Source organism: Pseudomonas palmensis, from assembly GCF_049942755.1.
Taxonomy (GTDB): domain Bacteria; phylum Pseudomonadota; class Gammaproteobacteria; order Pseudomonadales; family Pseudomonadaceae; genus Aquipseudomonas; species Aquipseudomonas palmensis.
In genome coordinates, this window is sequence record NZ_CP187958.1 from 5,035,266 (window position 1) to 5,052,299 (window position 17,034).

Annotated in this window: 23 protein-coding genes and 1 pseudogene; 19 read left to right on the forward strand and 5 right to left on the reverse strand. The window is 59.5% G+C overall.

What is annotated here, in order from left to right:
- Positions 1-423: 423 nt before the first annotated feature.
- Positions 424-744: a DUF1654 domain-containing protein gene (locus ACPRTJ_RS23280; RefSeq protein WP_338794381.1), complete on the forward strand. Its 321-nt coding sequence runs from the start codon at positions 424-426 to the stop codon at positions 742-744.
- Positions 745-832: 88 nt separating this feature from the next.
- The gene (locus ACPRTJ_RS23285; protein ID WP_338794380.1) at positions 833-1,441 is read left to right on the forward strand and encodes a hypothetical protein; all 609 of its coding nucleotides are present in this window, start codon (positions 833-835) and stop codon (positions 1,439-1,441) included.
- A gap of 50 nt (positions 1,442-1,491) precedes the next feature.
- On the opposite strand, the gene ACPRTJ_RS23290 is transcribed toward ACPRTJ_RS23285, so the two are convergent.
- From ACPRTJ_RS23290 to ACPRTJ_RS23305, 4 genes and pseudogenes are all read right to left on the reverse strand, one after another.
- Positions 1,492-1,998 carry a hypothetical protein gene (locus ACPRTJ_RS23290; protein ID WP_338794379.1) on the reverse strand — a complete coding sequence of 169 codons (507 nt, stop codon included), beginning with the start codon at positions 1,996-1,998 and terminating at the stop codon, positions 1,492-1,494.
- 201 nt (positions 1,999-2,199) lie between these two features.
- Complete coding sequence (locus ACPRTJ_RS23295; RefSeq protein ID WP_426427358.1) at positions 2,200-3,141, reverse strand: hypothetical protein; 942 nt, start codon at positions 3,139-3,141, stop codon at positions 2,200-2,202.
- An 80-nt stretch (positions 3,142-3,221) separates the two neighbouring features.
- Positions 3,222-3,459: pseudogene (locus tag ACPRTJ_RS23300) on the reverse strand (hypothetical protein).
- Between the two features lie 2 nt (positions 3,460-3,461).
- Positions 3,462-4,271 carry a S24 family peptidase gene (locus ACPRTJ_RS23305; RefSeq protein WP_338794375.1) on the reverse strand — a complete coding sequence of 270 codons (810 nt, stop codon included), beginning with the start codon at positions 4,269-4,271 and terminating at the stop codon, positions 3,462-3,464.
- Between the two features lie 98 nt (positions 4,272-4,369).
- Between ACPRTJ_RS23305 and ACPRTJ_RS23310 the strand changes: the two genes are divergently transcribed.
- Complete coding sequence (locus ACPRTJ_RS23310) at positions 4,370-4,609, forward strand: transcriptional regulator (RefSeq protein ID WP_338794374.1); 240 nt, start codon at positions 4,370-4,372, stop codon at positions 4,607-4,609.
- Between the two features lie 324 nt (positions 4,610-4,933).
- Here ACPRTJ_RS23310 and ACPRTJ_RS23315 read toward each other — a convergent pair whose 3' ends face one another.
- Complete coding sequence (locus tag ACPRTJ_RS23315) at positions 4,934-5,440, reverse strand: hypothetical protein (RefSeq protein WP_338794373.1); 507 nt, start codon at positions 5,438-5,440, stop codon at positions 4,934-4,936.
- A gap of 241 nt (positions 5,441-5,681) precedes the next feature.
- Between ACPRTJ_RS23315 and ACPRTJ_RS23320 the strand changes: the two genes are divergently transcribed.
- The 16 genes from ACPRTJ_RS23320 (at position 5,682) to ACPRTJ_RS23395 (ending at position 17,025) form a co-directional block, all read left to right on the forward strand.
- The gene (locus ACPRTJ_RS23320) at positions 5,682-6,389 is read left to right on the forward strand and encodes a helix-turn-helix domain-containing protein (RefSeq protein WP_350489048.1); all 708 of its coding nucleotides are present in this window, start codon (positions 5,682-5,684) and stop codon (positions 6,387-6,389) included.
- Positions 6,382-7,761 (forward strand): replicative DNA helicase, encoded by a 1,380-nt coding sequence (gene dnaB, locus ACPRTJ_RS23325; protein ID WP_426427359.1) that lies wholly within the window; start codon positions 6,382-6,384, stop codon positions 7,759-7,761. Before ACPRTJ_RS23320 ends, dnaB begins: the two co-directional genes overlap by 8 nt.
- A complete protein-coding gene (locus ACPRTJ_RS23330; RefSeq protein ID WP_350489046.1) occupies positions 7,761-7,964 on the forward strand; it encodes a hypothetical protein in 204 nt (67 codons plus the stop codon). Before dnaB ends, ACPRTJ_RS23330 begins: the two co-directional genes overlap by 1 nt.
- Positions 7,961-8,398, forward strand: coding sequence for a VRR-NUC domain-containing protein (locus ACPRTJ_RS23335; protein ID WP_350489045.1), 438 nt, complete (start codon positions 7,961-7,963; stop codon positions 8,396-8,398). The genes ACPRTJ_RS23330 and ACPRTJ_RS23335 overlap by 4 nt, the downstream gene beginning before the upstream one ends.
- Positions 8,395-9,693 (forward strand): site-specific integrase, encoded by a 1,299-nt coding sequence (locus tag ACPRTJ_RS23340; RefSeq protein WP_350489044.1) that lies wholly within the window; start codon positions 8,395-8,397, stop codon positions 9,691-9,693. The genes ACPRTJ_RS23335 and ACPRTJ_RS23340 overlap by 4 nt, the downstream gene beginning before the upstream one ends.
- Positions 9,690-9,920 carry a hypothetical protein gene (locus tag ACPRTJ_RS23345; RefSeq protein WP_275726651.1) on the forward strand — a complete coding sequence of 77 codons (231 nt, stop codon included), beginning with the start codon at positions 9,690-9,692 and terminating at the stop codon, positions 9,918-9,920. The genes ACPRTJ_RS23340 and ACPRTJ_RS23345 overlap by 4 nt, the downstream gene beginning before the upstream one ends.
- On the forward strand, positions 9,917-10,234 hold the full coding sequence (locus tag ACPRTJ_RS23350) for a hypothetical protein (RefSeq protein ID WP_275726649.1): 318 nt from the start codon (positions 9,917-9,919) through the stop codon (positions 10,232-10,234). The genes ACPRTJ_RS23345 and ACPRTJ_RS23350 overlap by 4 nt, the downstream gene beginning before the upstream one ends.
- A gap of 10 nt (positions 10,235-10,244) precedes the next feature.
- Positions 10,245-10,931, forward strand: coding sequence for a hypothetical protein (locus ACPRTJ_RS23355; protein ID WP_275726647.1), 687 nt, complete (start codon positions 10,245-10,247; stop codon positions 10,929-10,931).
- A gap of 684 nt (positions 10,932-11,615) precedes the next feature.
- Complete coding sequence (locus ACPRTJ_RS23360; RefSeq protein ID WP_275726644.1) at positions 11,616-12,305, forward strand: hypothetical protein; 690 nt, start codon at positions 11,616-11,618, stop codon at positions 12,303-12,305.
- Positions 12,306-12,371: 66 nt separating this feature from the next.
- Positions 12,372-12,695 carry a phage holin, lambda family gene (locus tag ACPRTJ_RS23365; protein ID WP_236176369.1) on the forward strand — a complete coding sequence of 108 codons (324 nt, stop codon included), beginning with the start codon at positions 12,372-12,374 and terminating at the stop codon, positions 12,693-12,695.
- Positions 12,696-12,699: 4 nt separating this feature from the next.
- Positions 12,700-12,897, forward strand: coding sequence for a hypothetical protein (locus ACPRTJ_RS23370; protein WP_275726638.1), 198 nt, complete (start codon positions 12,700-12,702; stop codon positions 12,895-12,897).
- A complete protein-coding gene (locus ACPRTJ_RS23375; RefSeq protein ID WP_426427360.1) occupies positions 12,897-13,229 on the forward strand; it encodes an HNH endonuclease in 333 nt (110 codons plus the stop codon). Before ACPRTJ_RS23370 ends, ACPRTJ_RS23375 begins: the two co-directional genes overlap by 1 nt.
- A gap of 116 nt (positions 13,230-13,345) precedes the next feature.
- Positions 13,346-13,891 (forward strand): terminase small subunit, encoded by a 546-nt coding sequence (locus ACPRTJ_RS23380; protein WP_275726633.1) that lies wholly within the window; start codon positions 13,346-13,348, stop codon positions 13,889-13,891.
- Positions 13,891-15,576: a terminase large subunit gene (locus ACPRTJ_RS23385; protein WP_275726630.1), complete on the forward strand. Its 1,686-nt coding sequence runs from the start codon at positions 13,891-13,893 to the stop codon at positions 15,574-15,576. Before ACPRTJ_RS23380 ends, ACPRTJ_RS23385 begins: the two co-directional genes overlap by 1 nt.
- Entirely contained in the window at positions 15,573-15,734 is a 162-nt protein-coding gene (locus ACPRTJ_RS23390) for a hypothetical protein (RefSeq protein WP_019471615.1), read from the forward strand. Before ACPRTJ_RS23385 ends, ACPRTJ_RS23390 begins: the two co-directional genes overlap by 4 nt.
- Positions 15,727-17,025, forward strand: a complete 1,299-nt coding sequence (locus ACPRTJ_RS23395; protein WP_426427361.1) for a phage portal protein — start codon at positions 15,727-15,729, stop codon at positions 17,023-17,025. Before ACPRTJ_RS23390 ends, ACPRTJ_RS23395 begins: the two co-directional genes overlap by 8 nt.
- Positions 17,026-17,034 lie beyond the last annotated feature (9 nt).

The following is a 17,034-nucleotide window of genomic DNA, read 5'->3' on the forward strand; positions in this document are numbered from 1 at the left end:
CACCGCGGCTATCCCCACCTGGCCGGGTCACACATTTCGTGTTCGGTGTTCTTCCCGGCTGGCTTGCATGGTTTGGCGTCCTCCCATGAGGGGAGTCCGGCAGCTATCCAGAGGCTGCGTGGTCGACGGTTTAGCTTGGTTGCCACCGGCGGCTGCCGGTACGTCGAGGGGTCACGTCGGATTGTGTAAAGAGCGGTGAGGCTTGATGGCCTCCCGAGGGGCTGTGTAGCGCCTCGATGAACATAAATTAGCAACAGCTAAATTTATCGTCAATAGCAAATGCTAAATGAATTTTTCGCACGTACTCCGCCCGGCCCAAGCCAGGGGCTAAACATCTCGCGCATCAGGGGTTTTACATTCTGCTAATTCTGGGTATTCTTTTCGCCAATACTGTACATGCATACAGCAATCAAGGAGTGAACGATGGCTCGCCCACAAAAACAGAAGCAGCAAGAACGCACGCCAATGTCGGGAGTTGAAAGGCTCAACCTAAGGGTGTCGAGCATGATCAATCACCCAGTTGCTCAAGATCAGCGCTGGGTAACGATTCACCGGCTGGATACAGACGGCGATCGAGAGTGGGACGAGGTAATGACCGTGCTTTCGGAAACTGACGGGATCGAAATGACGATCAACGACGAGGACGAGTCGGTGACATTGAGGTGGGAGGCGCCATCTGACGAAGACCTCAGAGTAGAGGTGATCGACGAATTTTTGGCCGTTGAAGAGCCAGCGCCGTTCTAATGGCCCACAAAAAAGCCCGCTCAACGGCGGGCCTAGGGTGGTGATGGCGCTCTGTTACAATCGGCGCACTCAAAAAATGGAGCTGGGAATGAAGCGGATCATCGCAATAGCTGCAGTAGCCTTTGCCCTTGGCGGCTGCGCGTCTGGATCGGTATGGAAAGCCACAGGGTCCACGGACGAGTTCACCGACAAGACGACCATGATGGTGACCACCGGAAACTTCACTGCTGGGAGCTCGATCGTCACAAGCTCGCTGAAGTTTTACCCGGTGGTGCGAAAGGAAGGGGGAGAAATTTACGTCGGCCTGATGTCGGGCGGACGCTTCAAGATCCCGGTTGGAACTGTACAGCTCAGGGTCGACCAGAATGAGGCGTGGACGATCACCCCGCAGGAGACGCCAGTAAGCATGGTTCCCGAAATTCCGCAGGTTGCCTTGAACCTCCCGCCAGAGCAGGCTGCGCTTGTCAAAAGCGCTCAGGCACAGGCGATGACGAATATGGCTCAAGTGATGAGCCCATATACCGTTACGGGCGGCGACAAGGCCCGAAAGATCCTCAAGCAGATGCTTTTAGGGCAAACCCTCAAGTATCGGACTGTCGGGATCAACCAGGCCGCATCCACAACAGGCGAGACGCTGATTGATCAATCCCTGGCTGATTCGCTCAGGCTGATCGGTATCGACCCGACCTCTTTGTAAGTCAGGCAGCAAAAAGCCCGCACAAGGCGGGCTCCTGTTCCTGGCTTTACCTACTGAGAGAACTTGATCTCGGTGGCCAATGCCTCCTTGGCTGCGGCGTATTCCGCCTTGGCACGGAGGTCTGTTCGACTATAGGGGCTCATAGTCGAAAGGTACGCCGACCACTTGGCATACAGGTCCTTCGCCAGATCGGCCTGTTTTGCGCTGACCTTTGCGGCCCTCAGTCTGGCAATTGCTGCGTCCCCCTCAGATCTCGCGTGCTTGTTGCAGTCGAGCAGTGACTGACTGTACTCGGCGATCCCTTGTGGATTCCTGTAGCGCACGGCGTAGCTTCCAGTCTCCGCATCCAGGGCGCATTGGAAGATAGGAATGTCGAGCTGACGAGCAAAGTTGGTAGCCTCGGGGAGCTTGTCGTCGTGCTTGAACTCAATAGGCTTAAAAACGTGCGGCGCCTTCTTCGCTGGAGCGGCGGCGTACTGCGATGATGAGGGCTGGATTGGGGCGCAACCTGCGAGCAAAGACGCAGACAGCATGAAGGCGGTGATCGTATAGCGCATGGCTCTCTCCTTGAGGACAGTCGCCATCCTACCACTCTGGCCATCAGCCATCAGCCATCACGCAGGCATAAAAAAGCCCGCCTGAGGGAGGGCGGGCTGAGTGTTTCACGGATGAACACTAGACATGCCTGCGCCGGGGTAAAAATTTCGTGAAGGCATGAAAGAGTCCGCCGAGGCGGGTTAGAGGCTGCATGGATGGAGTCAGTCTTCGATCATTCGCTGAACTGTAATAGAGACCGGTTCCATTTTTTTAGTCTTCGCGGACATCCGGAATTTGACGACCACGTCGGCGCGAACTTTGAATTTTCCGGCCAAGCTTTGAGGGTCTACACCGTCCTCCAGGACCAGCCTCACTCGTCGATCTACAAGTCCGCGTATTATCGCAGCCCAGCCTTTGCTGGAGGAGTCGAGATCCGTGGCTCTGATTTCTACATCAGCGTCTGGATGGGGCTCGTCAATTTCGAAAGGCTCGAATTCAACGGCATCCGGCGTGTTATTGACGGTTTCCGCTGGGATCGAAAGGCTATCGTCTTGGCTCATTACGACGGTGGCGCCTTCCTCTTTTTTCGCGGGCGCAATAATTTTCACCGCCGCCTGGGCTAGTTTTTTCTTGTCCGTAGAGCCAACTTTTTCGATGACCTCGGCGAATTTCTCAGGGGACATTGCATAAGACTCCGCCCCGATAATTACGAAGTTGCTGTCGGTGATATTGAGGGACAATGGAGATGGCGATGGGGGAGCTTTGTTGATGATGGCCCAGCCGGCGCCCGCAGCCACCAAGGCGCCGATCACGCAAGTGACCGCTACTGCGCCTTTCAAGACTGGGCTTCCGTTGCCAGGAAGATTTCGGTAGGCATTCTTTCCTCCTTCTCGAACCTTGTCCAAGAATTTGTCCATTTCTTCTTGGCTTTTGAAGAGTAGCTTTATGAGCGTGTCTTCGATGAACGAGCCATGCTGGAAGCCCTCAATCAGCAGTTCTGCTGACATCACGCCGGCGCCAGTGAGCTGGGACAACGCCTCAGGAAGAAAGTGAACAGACACCTTTTCCAAAGCTGATAGTGAGTCTATTACGTCCTGGACCGCTAGCGGCTGCTTATTCGTGTACTTTACGGAATGCTCTACCAGCAGCACAAACTCAGTCATCTCGATCCCTTCTCATCATTTTCCATTGGATGACCTCAGCCGCAGCGCCTTCACCCATTTATGTGCATGCCTCGAAGCAATCATGCGTCGCATCGAGAAATCCTTCCCGCCCTCATCTCAACTCCATACCCAACACAACTTGTCCTCCCCAGCCTGCATCACCTGGCAGATCCTGATCACTGCCTGGGCGTCATGCTCGTTTCCGGCCTGGCTCAGTCGCTCGGCAATGCGCATCAGCTCGACCGCCGACCATTTCAAGTCAGATGCCAGGCCCTGGAGATCGCGGCGTAGCTCTTGGTTGGGCCTGGTTAGGGGCATGACTAGGCTTTCCTGGCGTTCCAGATGAGTAGCACTTTCGCGTGAATGGTCACGTCATCGATCCGCGCCGTCTGGTTCTCGTAGTGCTGGTTGTCGGAGATCAGACGATAGTGCTCTTCGTCTAGGCGCATCATCCGCTTTATGTACAGATCCTGATGCCAGGTCATTACGTAAATACCCTCGCCAATGAAGTCCTTCACACCCTTGTCGACGATGACCAAGTCCTTGTCGTTGATCGTTCCTTCCATGCTCTGACCCCATCCGGTGATCATCGCCAGAGATGCTGCAGAGGTGTAGGTAACACCTTTCTCGCGCAAGAGCTCCTCTCGCACAACCAGGTTGCGCACGGCCTCGTTGTATTCAGGCGGGAGCTGGCCGTCACCCATTGCAGCGCGAATGTCGTACTGAGGGATCAGGATCTCTTCATTCGTTGGACGAAGGCTGGCCAGATTCGCAGGAAGGTAGTCGGTCGGCTGACACTCTGGCTCTTCGGCCGCTGCGACTATCCGATCTCGCGCCTCGCTGGAAAACCCCTTCACCTTGGCGAGAGAGAGCTTCAACTGTTCGATAGCTGACAGCCCAGCGTTGGGTGAAGTGCTTTTTTCAAGCGCAGCAGGGTTGACCAGACTGCCGGAAGGCAGACCAATCTTCTCTTCCAAATTCGCCGCAGCTTTTTCACCGAGGTTTCTGTGCCCATTGAGGATCTGCGACAGATACGAGGCATCAAGCCCGTGCTGATTGGCGAAGTCTTTCTGAGATGCCCCGGCCATCACGGCTTTCAGGGCATTCACTCTCTGTTGGTTTATATCCATTTGCCAATAATCGCGCCCTGTTAGCAATCAGTAAATTACAGTCTGCTATTGCTTGCCGTATTAGCAGTTGCTAATCTGGCGGCAATAGGAGGCGCATTATGACCCTGCACGACTACATCAAGCCGTTCGACAAGCAAGAGCTGGACAGTTTCGCTGCCAGGTGCGGAACCACAGCGGGCCAGTTGAAACAGGTTGCATATGGCTATCGACGCCCAGGTGCAGCACTGGCCATCAGCATCGAGCGCGAATCCTCGCGCGCGGTTACCTGCGAAGAAATGCGCCCGGATATCGACTGGGCATATCTGCGTAGCACCGACCCCACTAAATCCGCCGCTTAACCCATTTCAATCGCAAGGAGCAGTACCCGTATGGCGCGCGACGAGCGCGGCCGTTGCACAGCCATGACAGGGTCAACTGAGTCAATTATCCACCCACTGGCACACCGCCAGTAGATGACCAAAACACCTGTGAATTTAACCAGTAGAGGGAATGCCGAATGAAGCCTTGCACGATGCTGGCGCTTGCTGGCCGCAAGTCAGCGCTGTCGACCGAGCTTTTCCTCCAGGCCGAGGATGGCCTGGAAGAAGCATTCATCGAGCTGTGGGGGCAGGGGACGTTGATTGGTTACGCAAGGCTTGCTCGCGTCCGTAGCGCCGATGAGTTCAGGGTTGGCCACCCAGTAGCAACGTTTGAATTAGCGGAACTGCTTTCGGCACGTTCTCCATGCCCAGGTCCACTAGTTTCGTTATCAGCTGTTTTGTGGTGTCGCCGGGAGCTTCTCGAAGGGCCTTCAGGATCCCGCTTTTCTTATCCGGAGGAAGGTCAGACGCCTGGACCTTCGCCTCAATCAGCTGGCGGAGCGTCTCCTCGTGAAGCTTGATGGTCACCGTCCCGAGTATTGCCCCAAGGCCCCCGTCGTCCGCCAAGAAGTCCATCCCCTTGGCCGTGCACCGAAGCTTGTCGGTGTTGATCAGGACTGGACCATTGATGGGCAGAGAGACCCCCTGGTCGATGAGCCCGTGCTCCATCAAGTAGTAAAGGTTGGAGTCCAGAGCTTCCTCGCCACAGGTCTCGACGAGGTCATCGTAGTCCTCTTCCGAAAGGCTGTGAGGATATTTGCTCGCCATGAGCGTCAACACGCGGCGCTGCAACTCTCTATCAAGCTTCATGCATGAGGTCTCCATGACCATGGGGGCTGCGATCAACTCAGGAATGTCGCGAGTTTCTGAAAGTTTCAACCCGTCCAAATAGCGGGCATAAAAAAACCGCCTGGCAGGGCGGTCTCTTCAACATCATAACGGGGTCGATTATGCACATAGCAATCGATGTAAGCAATACCAGTCCTATCGCGTCAGTTTTCGGTTTTGCTCCGAACCTGTCGCGTCAGGCCGAGTTGTCGAGGGCTGCAGCGTGAGCACCATCATCATGAGCGCTTGCTGGCCACTACAAGGCATGAGCGGGCCGCAAAAGGCTGTACTGATATCGCTTGCGGACAACGCAAACGATGAAGGTGTTTGCTGGCCTTCCGTTGCACGAATCGCGGAACGAACCTGCCTTGCGGAAAGGACGGTTCAAACTGCTATCAAGTGGCTGTGCCAGGTCGGACTGCTGTCCATCCGTGAGCGGATGGGGCGATCGACAATGTACACCCTGACCCCGGCAGCATATGCACCCCCGCAAGAGCCGCACCCCGCAGCAGCCGCACCACCACCCCCGCAGCTCACAACAGAAACCCCCGCAGCAGCTGCACCCAGAACCGTAATAGAACCATCAAGTGAACCGTCATCCCTTGGTGACGACGGGTTGCCACGGAAGATCTCGAAGCCGAAGTGCCCGGCTCAGGCAATCGTCGACCTGTTCAACTTGACGATTCCAGAGTTTCCCCGGGTCGTGATGCTGACCAAGGATCGGATCGCGAAGATCGGGGCACGGTGGAACGAGAGCGACGTGCACCAGGATCTCAGCTTCTGGGCGGAGTATTTCGCCTTGGTGCGCTCAAGCAAATTCCTGATGGGCGAGGTGTCCGCAGCTGGTGGGTCTCCATTCAGGTGCAACTTCGACTGGCTCATTGCGCCAACCAACTTCGTGAAAGTCGTGGAAGGAAATTACAATGCGTGACCTGCACAGCGTCGAGGCCGAGCACGGCCTGCTGGGCGCGATGATGATCCGCCCCGAACTGATCGACACCTTGAGCGATGACCTGACCCCTGAGTCGTTCTACTTCGCCGAGAACGCCGATGTGTTCCGCGCGATCATGGCAACGCGATCTGATGGCAAGGCCGTGGACTTCCTGACGGTGGCCGACCAGCTGGGCGTCTGGTCGTTTGAGGGCACACCCCTCGGCTACTGCGCGGAAATCGTCAACAACACGCCGAGCGCCGCAAACGCCAAGACCTACGCGGGGATCGTGCGAGAGCGGGCCATCGAGCGCGCCCTGTATGACCTTGGCGGGCAGGCCATGGAGATCGCTCAGGATACTGGCGACGTGCAGGCGAAGATCGCAGCCATCCAGGCCGCGGCCATGGCCATCGATAGCAGCGCCGGGGATGACGGCATCGTCAAGGCTGGCGATGTCATCGCCGACCAGGTCGAGGTGTGGCAAGAGCGGCATGACCGCCTCGCTCGCGGTGAATCGCTGATTGGCATCTCTATCGGCCTGAAGGACCTGGACGACAAGCTGGGTGGCCTGCAGCCGGATAATTTGTACATTGTCGCCGGCCGCCCCGCGATGGGCAAAACCACCTTGGCCATGGGCTTCATTGCTGAAGCCGCGATCCGCCAGAAGAAATCGTCCTTGGTCATCAGCCTGGAAATGAACAAGGTCCAGCTGATTGACCGGCTGACCGCATCAGAAGGGCGAATTCCGCTCACCCTGATCAAAAACGGAGCAGCTTGCCAGAGCCACGGCGCGCAGCTCTCGGTAGCTGCCACAGCGCTTCACACTGCGCCGCTGTACATCGCTGACCGCGCCGGTACCAGCATCGGGCGTATCCGTGCCCTGGCCCGACGCCACAAGCTGCGTTACGGCCTCGATCTGTTGATGATCGACTACCTGCAGCTCACTGAAGGCGAGGGTGGTAACCGCACCGAGGAAGTCAGCAGCATCAGCCGTGGCTGCAAGCTGCTGGCCAAGGAGCTGGGTATTCCGGTCGTGCTGCTCAGTCAGCTCTCGCGCAAGTGCGAGGAGCGCCCGAACAAGCGCCCGATCCCATCCGACCTGCGCGAGTCAGGTGCGATCGAGCAGGATGCCGATGTGATCCTCTTCGTGTACCGCGACGAGGTCTACAACGAAAATACTGACTCCAAAGGGATCGCCGAAATCATCATCGGCAAGGGCCGAGACGTGGAGACCGGCACGGTTCGAACCGCCTTCCTCGGGCAGTACAACCGGTTCGAAAACCTGGCCGCCGGCTGGGTGCCCGAGCCGAAGGCTCAACCTGAAAAAGTCACCAGCCTTGCAAGCCGCTATGCAAACAAGGATCGCTTCTGATGGCCGATCCAATGCTGGCCGCACCTGACCTCGCAGAGTACCGCTGGGCGCTCTATGCCTGCGGGCATCTGCTCGACCTCACCACTGAGCCACACTCGCCCGTGGGCCTGTATCGCGACGAGCAGTCGGCGAGGCTGCACGGCCTGCGCATGTGGCCAAGCACCTTCACCGTCATCGATCTGCACAAGGACGACCTCTCATGAGGACTGCTCGCCTGTTTCCCGCCAAGACCGCGCCCAGCAAGCCGCGCGCCAAACCCGTGGACCGTGAAGGTCAAGAACAGGCCGCCCTGATGCGCGAACTGCAGTTGCGCTTTCCGGCCGCATTCAAGCTGATCTACCACGTGCCGAACGGCGGGCACCGGGTGAAAGCGGTCGCCGCCAAGCTGAAGGCCCAGGGCGTGAAGGCTGGCATTCCTGACCTGGTGCTGCCGATGGCGCGGGGTGGGCACTTCGGGCTGTACATCGAGTTCAAGGCCATGCCGCCGTTCGATGCGCCGGTTTCGGCCAGCCAGGACGCCTGCATTCAGGCGCTGACCGATCAGGGTTACCTGGCCATCGTGTGTCGCGGCCGGATCGATGCCGTTGATGCGATCAGGGCCTACCTGTTGCAGCCGCAGACCCGGGTGGCTGCATGAGCGCGACCCGGGAAGTGAAGTTCAGCGAGGCCGAGGTGCGCCGTCAGGCCGCCGACATGTCGGTACGCGACCTGCGCGACGCGCGCCACCCCGGCCTGCGCCTGCGCTTCTGGAGCAGCCGTGACCGTGGTACTTGGCACCTGGTGCGCGGCAAGCACTGGGCGCCTATTGCTCGCTGGCCCGACCTCAGCGTTGCAGCGGTACTGGCCGAGCTGCCTACGCTGCGTCAGCGCCTGATGCGCGACCCGGCCACCGCGCCTATAGCCTCGGGCATTGCCACTGTAGGTCAACTGCTCGACTGGTACGGCGATCGCATGGCTCGTGATCGGTCACTGTCAGCCAAGCGCAAGGCCAGTGCCCGCTCGGCCATCGCCCAGCACCTGAAGCCGCGGCTGGATGACCTGGCCGTAGTCGATGTGACTGCCGATAGCCTGGATAAGCAGCTGATGTGGCCGAGCCAGGCCGTGGTGTCGCTGTCATACCTGCGCCAGATGTTCGCGCTGCTGCTGACCGCATTTCGCCAGGCCCTGAAGCTGGGCCTGATCGACCGCAATCCGATGGCCGGGATGCGCTTTAGCGACTTCACCAAGGCCAAGATCCTGCCCAAGGCAGCGCGGCTGCGCGACGTCCAACTGCCCGAGCTGATGCAGCAGTTGGCCCAAGCCTTCGAGCAGGCGCCCGGTGACGCCATGCTGGCCCTGATGATGCTGGCCCACGGCAGCAGGATCGGTGAGACCCGCTTGGCGCGCTGGAACGATGTTTCACTGGCTGCTGCCGAGTGGTTCATCCCCGCAGCAAACGCCAAGACCCGCACCGAGCACCGCTTGCCGCTGACTGCCCAGCTGAAGGCGCTGCTGAGCCGGTACCGGGCCATCCAGCAGGCTCAGGGCTACGAGGGCGCCTACCTGTTCCCGAATCGTCGGGGGCAGCCGCTGAGCGAGACCCAGGCCAGCGCCGTGTTCACCCGGCTGGGGCAGGGGCAGTGGACCAGTCACGACCTGCGCAAAGTCTCCCGCACCACCTGGACCGACCTCGGTATCGACGGGCATATCGGCGAGATGCTGCTGAACCACTCACTGGGCAAGATCGCCAGCACCTATATCCACACCCAGGCCATGCAGCAGCGCCGGGCAGCCCTGGAGAAGTGGCACGGCTGGTTAGACAGCATCGGTTTTTCGGCCATTCACGGCCTTACCGAGGCCTTATTTGAAGTTTCACAGATTCGCGTGCAGCCCACGGCTGACGGGGCTCCAAGCGGTATTGACGAATTTGTTACTAGCGAGGATTCGAAATGAGTATTTCAGAGCAGGGCGCCCTTGCACTTTCCTGGTCTGTGCAGGCGTTCAGGCCTGATGCGCCAGCCTTCGACCGCTCGAAAGTGTTCATGGTCTGCATCCAGAACTACGACGATCACCGGCGCCTCAGCGTGACCATGCTTGGCGGCGGTCGCTTCGAGGTGGACAGCCGTACGTTCCCCTACGACATAGACATGGCAGCCGACTGGCTGGTAGGTGGTGAATGAAGAAAAGCCACGGTCCAGCCTTCAAGAAGGCCGTGATCGAGCTGGACAAGTGCCCTTTGTGCCGTGGGAGAGCGGTCACTCAGGGCCTGTTTCACGAACTGCCATGTGACCACTGCAACGCCTCGGGCTGGGTAGCGGCTGCAACCGGCGAGGCCCTGGCCCTGGATGAACTGGTGACCCAGCTCAGCATGAGGCTGCAGGCAGCGACACGGCAGATCGAAAAGTTGAAGAAGCCTCGGGCCATTGGGCCGGAGGCTCTGTATCAGGATGGCAACCGGCTGGGCGCCGGCGGCACAAACTACACGGGCGATTGAGGGGAAGGACATGATCTATAGCAGCGTATCGGGGGCGGTAGTCGCGGCATTGGCGGCAGGCGAGAAGGGCGCAGCAAAGGGGCAGGCGTGGCAGAAGCTGTACAGGGCAGCCGAGGAAGAAGGCGGGTGTCTGGCCTCACTGGGTGGCCAGTCGCACGGGCTTGACCGTACTCAGGTGGATTACTGGATCGCAGCGCGATTGCATCACATGCTGAAGGACTGGCACTGGGACGCCCTAGTGGCGAAGTACAGCACCAACAAGGCGAAGAAGCTTCAGGCAATCACAGCCGTTCGCCCGCGCATTGCCAGCCCCGCGCCGCAGCTGTTCATCTTCAAGGCAGTGACGGCCTGGGCGATCCCTAAGTTGAAGGGCGCCCGCCGGAAAGCGCCGCGATCGGTATCGGTCGAGGTGCCGCTGGATGCGCCTGCGTGGCGGCGTGATTCGCTGGTCAATGCTGCGGTGGCGGCAGGCCAGGCAGAGAGGCGTCGTATCGAGGGGCAGCAGGAGGAGGTGATCGTCCTGGCCGACAGCTTCTACGACATGAACACCTGGGACCTGGATGCCGCCCCAGAGTCGACACGTCGCCGATGGAGGGCCGATATCAATGAGAAGCTCGACGGCATGGTCAGTGACGCACTGACAGAGGTTCGCGAAATACTTCAAGCCGAAGGGCTGCTGATGCAAGAAGCTGCGTAATTGCCTGTTGACATCAGTGAGCGCGTGAGCGAAATTAACCCCATCCTGTCATTCCTGCGCGTTTCAGAGGATAGACAATTGAAAGCCCGGCCATAGCGCTGGGCTTTTTCGTTTATGGAGCTTGCAAGCAACGCGACACAGACGAGCCCCGGTCTATAAGTCGGGGTTTTTTGTTGGCGAGGGGCTCACTCTCACATCTGAGATACCGAGCTCTTTCGCCAGCTGCATGTGATCCAGAACAGAGGTTCGAGGCAGATCCACTCGCAAAACCTGGTCCGCATAGGACATGTGGAGCTTGATAAGTGCGAGCAAAGCATCATCGAGTGAAAGGGTGTCAGCTGGTGCCTCGCAGCACCACCATCGCTCCTTTCCCCTCAGGAAATAGTCAATTCTGAATCTCATCACGATTCCTATGTATGTCGGCCTGGGCTGGAGTCTAGGCAATGCCGGGGATCTTGGCTGTGTCGGCCGTCCCGTTTTATGCAGATGACGCGCCCAGGCAGCTGGGCTAAGTCGGTAGTGGCATCGATCAAAGCCGTGAGCTCCCTGATCGGTTACGCGATGAGAGGCTGGGGTACGTGACCCAGCGATCCAGCCCATCAAGCCGGGTAAGCACCGGCCCTCTGCACCCATTCCAAGGCTCGCCATATCGGCGGGCCTTTTTTCGTTTATGGAGGTCAGCAAATGCGCGGCTCGATCCAATCCGCCAACTACACGCCCAAATCGCTCTGCGGCAAGCATGGCTCTGGCTGGAAGCTCGATCTGGCTTCCGGTGACTTCGAGATTAACGGCCCTGATGTTCAGCTCGGCAGCCTGCCGCCTGAGCCGCAGATGGCCACCGTGACGGTTGGTGAGTGGGCAGAGAGCGACCTGCCCAGCAACGCAGTCGAGCGCTACAAGTTCATCGGCGATCAGGTGATGAAGATCCCCGCCGAGCATCGTGACAGCGCCGAATTCTCGACTGAGGATATTTCGTTCGATCGCGACGGCTCGGACATCCGTACCACGCTGACCTACGAGCGGCCCGAGAACACCGATGAAGCGTCGGCTCGCTCGCAGGCCCGCATGGGCACATCGATCAAGTTGGAGAATGGCAAGCTGACTATCAGTGATGGCGGGGTGCCGCGCATCGTGCTCAGACGTCTGGATCAGCCTTTCGTTGTTGATGGCGGTCAGGCCTATATCAGCGAGGCGTGCATTGATGAAGGCTCGATCGGCATCGGCGAGCACCGGGCAGAGTCGAAGATCGATCTTGCCTCTGCTCTTGCAGACTGGCCAAGTGTCGCGACTCTGAAGATCACCGACCCAGCCGATCAGATCCGCCAGGTGATCCGCGACGAACTCAAGCCCGGCGGTATGCTTCACCGCAACTGACTTTTTCATATTGCCCGCCTTGAGCGGGCATTTTCGTTTTCAGCTCCCCGAAAGGGAGGAACCCGGATGCCCAACATGCCCGAGAAAGACCCTGGCCTTTGGGCCGCCGTGATCGCCTGGGTGATCGCCCATCAGCCACAGCTTTACGCTGCTGGGTTGTCTGTCGGTATTGCCGCGCTGCGCGTTGTGTACGGCGGCGGGACGCGCCGACAGGTGATCCTGGAGGGCGCCTTGTGCGGACTCATCACCCTGGCTCTGGTGCCGCTGCTCGAATGGATGGGCTTGCCGCAGGGCATGGCCACCTTTGCTGGCGGCGCTGTCGGCTTCATGGGTGTGGAGAAGCTGCGTGGCTACTCCGACGTGTTCATGTCTCGCAAAGCACAAGGGTGACCCGATGATCACGCTGACTGACATTAACCGCCGCCAGCACTATCTGGCTCCAAGCTCTATTGCCCGCGTTCAGGAAGCCGGTGCCAGCTCCCAGTGGCACGGCATCTGCGCCTTTGTCCATACGTTCGATGGCCAAGTGATCGAGGTGCGCGAGCGCGCTGATCACATCGCGCTGCAACTCAACATGCGGCGGGATGAGTGATGGCCAGGCTCAAGACCCTTGGCTCTCGTATCAAGGAAGGCTCCAGCTCCTGGGTCAAGGTGGTCACCCCAGGTAGCTGGCGCAGCGGCATGACCAGCTCCCAGCGAGGCTACAACTACAAGTGGCAGAAGGTTCGCGAGCAGTACCTGCGGGACAACCCGCTGTGCGTCTACTGCGCCCGGCAAGGTCGTACCGTTGCCGCTGGAGTGGTCGACCATATTGAGGCGCACCGCGGCGACATGACGCTCTTCTGGGATCAGGCCAGCTGGCAGTCGCTCTGCAAACTCTGCCACGACTCGGTCAAGCAGGCCGAGGAGGCAGGATCGCTTTGATGCACGCCAATGACGTGCCGCAATGGGAGGGGGGGGTAAAAATCTGAGCGCTTCCCGCAGCTAGACCGCCTCCGATCCCACGCACAGATTTTTTCTCCCCACAGGATTTTTGTTAAATGGCTTTAACATCCCGCAAGCGCGCTTTCATCGCTGCGCTGAGGGAAGGTGCGTCCAATCGAGACGCTGCCGTGGCGGCCGGCTACTCCGAGAAGACAGCGTCTGCTGCGGGCTCTCGGCTGGTCAAGGACAAGGATGTAGCGGCTGAGCTGCTCAAGCTCCGCGCCCTGGGTTTGATGCCTCAAGATGTTAAAGGCGATGTTAAAGCGCATGTTAAAGCCAAGCCTGCTGAGAAGGCCTCGGCAAAGGATGAGCAGGCGGCAGATTCGGACCCTGTAGCCGAGGAACATCCGGAACCCGAGCCAGCTGGTTTCGACCTGACCCAGGCGCTCCTGCATCGAGACCCCAAAGACTTCTTGCTGTCCGTGATGAACGACCTCGGCAGCGAACCGAAGCTGCGTGTTGATGCAGCCAAAGCCCTGATGCCATTCGTTCACCCGCGCAAGGGTGAGAGCGGCAAGAAGGACCAAGCTCAGGCTAATGCCGAGAAAGCGGCCACCGGCAAGTTCGGCACGCGCCGCGGCCCACTGCAGTCGGTGAAATGATGGAGTGGTCAACTGCCTGTCCAGACTGGGAGCGGCGCATTGTTGCCCGCCAGAGCCTGATCCCATTCGAGCCGCTGTTCCCGACTGAGGCTGAGGAAGCCTTGGACGTGTTCGGTGCATTGCGCATGGTGGACGCCACTGGCAGTCCGTTGATGTGCGAGACCGTGCGTGACTGGGTCAACCAGTTCGTGGCCGCAATCTTCGGCGCATACGACCCAGACTCAGGCCGGCGCCTGGTCAGCGAATTCATGCTGCTTATCAGCAAGAAGAACGGCAAGTCGACCATCGCCGCCGGTATCATGCTTAGCGCGCTGATCCTCAACTGGCGAGCTTCAGGTGAGTTCATCATCCTCGCACCGACCAAGGAGATCGCGGACAACTCTTACCTGCCGATCAGGGATATGGTGGCGGCCGACGACGAGCTCAAAGCCTTGCTGAAGGTGCAGGACCACCTGCGCACCGTGACCCACCGTCAGACCAACGCCACGCTGAAGGTCGTCGCGGCAGACAGCGAGACGGTGTCGGGCAAGAAGGCAATCGGCGTGTTCATCGACGAGCTGTGGGTGTTCGGCAAGCGCGCCAATGCCGAGGCGATGCTGAGAGAGGCCACCGGTGGCCTGGCATCCCGACCGGAGGGGTTCATCATCTGGGCCACCACCCAGTCCGACGCCCCGCCTGCTGGCGTGTTCCGGCAGAAGCTGATGTACGCCCGCAAGGTGCGCGACGGCGAGATCGTCGATAAGTCGTTCTTGCCGGTGCTGTATGAGTTTCCCAAGGCGATGCTGGATGCCGGCGAACACAGGGACTTCTCCAACGCGTACATCACCAACCCTAACCTTGGGCTGTCGGTCGACGAACCTTTCATCGAGCGTGGTTACGCACAGGCCCAGCTGGACGGCGAGGAGTCGTTCCGCGTCTTCCTGGCCAAGCACCTCAACGTCGAGATCGGCTTGGCGCTGCTTTCGGATCGATGGGCGGGTGCTGATTTCTGGGAGGCGCAGACCTCCGAGCTATGCCGCACGTTGGAAGACCTGATCGAGCGCTGCGAAGTGATCGACATCGGTGTCGATGGCGGAGGGCTGGATGACCTGCTTGGCTTTGCAGCACTTGGCCGAGAGCAGGGCACACGGCGCTGGCTGACCTGGACTCACGCCTGGGCCCATCCATCAGTACTGGAGCGGCGTAAAGCCGAAGCGCCACGCATCCGCGACTTCGCCAAGGATGGGCACCTTACCCTTGTTGAGCGCATCGGCGACGACATTGAAGCGGTTGCGCGCCTGGTGGCGCAGGTCGAGCAGGCCGGCCTGCTGGACAAGGTCGGGCTGGACCCGGCCGGTGTCGGCGCGATCCTCGACGCGCTGGAGGCTATGGGTATTCCGCGCGAAAAGATCGACGGTATTTCACAAGGGTGGCGCCTGGGCGGAGCCATCAAGACTGCCGAGCGCAAGCTGGCCGAGGGCACGCTGCTACACGGGGGCCAGCCGATGATGGCCTGGTGCTGCGGTAACGCCAAAGTCGAGCCGCGTGGCAACTCGATCCTCATTACTAAGCAGGCCAGCGGCTCGGCCAAGATCGACCCGCTGATGGCTCTATTTAACGCTGTGACGCTGATGGCCCTCAATCCAGAGGGGCAGGGCGGCATGGAAAACTTCATGGCCGGCATTCGGGATCCACTGATCGCATGAACGCATTTCATATTTTCATCGCCTGCGCAGTGGTCGCTTTCTGCCTGGCATGCAGCGGGGTCTGGATGCTGGCTGGTACCGGCTGGGCTTTGCTGGCCGGATCACTGAGCTTCTTCTGCATCGCCGGCTTCATCCGCAGAGGGCTTGTCAGTGATTAAAACCCTATCCCAGGCACTGGGCGCTGCTGCCACCAAGCCTTCAGCCAGTATGAGTGAATGGCTGGGCAAGGCTATCAAACTGTCGGATGGAGGTTTCTGGAGCGCCTTTAACGGCGCCCAGTCCAGTAGTGGTAAGTCAGTCAGCGTCGACAAGGCCATGCGCCTGTCCACCGTGTGGGCATGCGTTCGTATCATCTCGACCTCGGTAGCCGGCTTACCGTTGAGCATCTACCGGCGGATGCCCGATGGTAGCCGAGAGAGTGCCCGCGATTTCCCGCTGTACGACGTTGTGCACAACAGCCCCAACGAAGACATGGCCGCCTTCCATTTCTGGCAGGCAGTCGTGGCATCGATGCTGCTGTGGGGCAACGCCTACTGCGAGATTCACCGCTCCGCAGGTCGGGTCATTGCGCTGGACTTCCTGATGCCGTCTCGAGTCGACCTCGAGTTCGATGATGACGGCAGGCTGCGATACTTCTTCAGGCCCCGAAAGGGAGCCCGCCGAGAGATTCAGCGGCAGGACATGCTGCATATCCCAGCATTCACCCTGGATGGGCGGGTCGGGCTTTCTGCTATTCGGTACGGCGCAGATGTGTTCGGTTCTGCGATGTCTGCAGACGATGCCGCCAACAGCACCTTCCGCAACGGCATGATGCCCACAGTCGCGTTCTCGGTCGACAAGACGCTTAACCCGGCTCAGCGCGTCGAGTTTCGTGAGTACGTTAAGACAATCTCCGGGGCATTGAATGCCGGCAAGAGCCCAGTGCTCGAGCAGGGCGTGAAGCCGGAAATGATCGGCATCAACCCCGCCGATGCGCAACTGCTGGAGTCGAGAGGGCACAGCATCGAGGACATCTGCCGCTGGTTCGGGGTTCCACCCTGGATGGTGATGAAGACCGACAAGGGCAGCAACTGGGGCACAGGACTGGAGCAGCAGCAGATCGCGTTTCTCACCTACTGCATCATGTCCTTCACGGCGCCGATTGAGCAGTGCGTGAACAAGTGGTGCATGACGGCGGTTGACCGGATCAAGTTTTATGCGGAGTACTCGCTTGAAGCATTCCTGCGTGCGGATAGCGCGGGCCGTGCGGCTTATCTCAGCACGATGGGACAGAACGGCTACCTGACCCGAAACGAGGGCCGGCGAAAAGAGAACCTTCCGAGCATGCCGGGTGGCGATGTACTGACCGTGCAATCCAACCTGGTTCCACTTGACCAGTTGGGCAAGCAAAACGATAGCCAGGCCGCAAGGGCCGCTCTGATGAACTGGCTCCAACAGCCCGAAAAGTAAATCACGGGA